Raw genomic sequence first — 420 nt, 5'->3', positions numbered from 1 at the left:
GCCGATCGTGCCCGCGCCTGCTTTGCCGGACTCATTGGTGTTCGTGATCGAGGCGCCACCGTCAATCGTTGTCGCGCCAGTTCCGATATTCGCTATGCGACCCTCGCTATTGTCGACGCTCGATCCGGACAATTCGAGTGTCGTCATTGCGCCATTGGCTTCGATTTGGCCTGCGCGGTTGTTCACGGCGCCAAGCGCCGAGACTGTCAGGTTGCCGTTCGACTGAATGAGACCCGCTGCATTTGCAAGCTGACCGTTCGACCGCACGGACAGCGATTGCGCAGCCAGTAGAGAACCGTTTGAATTGTCGACACTGCCCGCCGCCACGGAGACATCGCCGTTGCCACCGATCGTGCCGCTTGCCGTGTTGGTCAATGCGTTCGTCGTGACCGACAATGCGTCCTTGCCGAGTGCTTTAAC

The 420-nt window shown here is 59.8% G+C and carries 1 protein-coding gene; it reads right to left on the bottom strand.

Going from position 1 to position 420, the window contains the following annotated elements:
• A partial coding sequence (locus ACV22Z_RS35810) for a hypothetical protein (RefSeq protein ID WP_448080952.1) occupies window positions 1–420 on the bottom strand: 420 nt, incomplete at both ends.

The organism is Burkholderia sp. PU8-34 (genome assembly GCF_053427725.1).
Note: the sequence above shows the minus strand (reverse complement) of the source record. Positions and strands in the feature narration are given on the sequence as shown.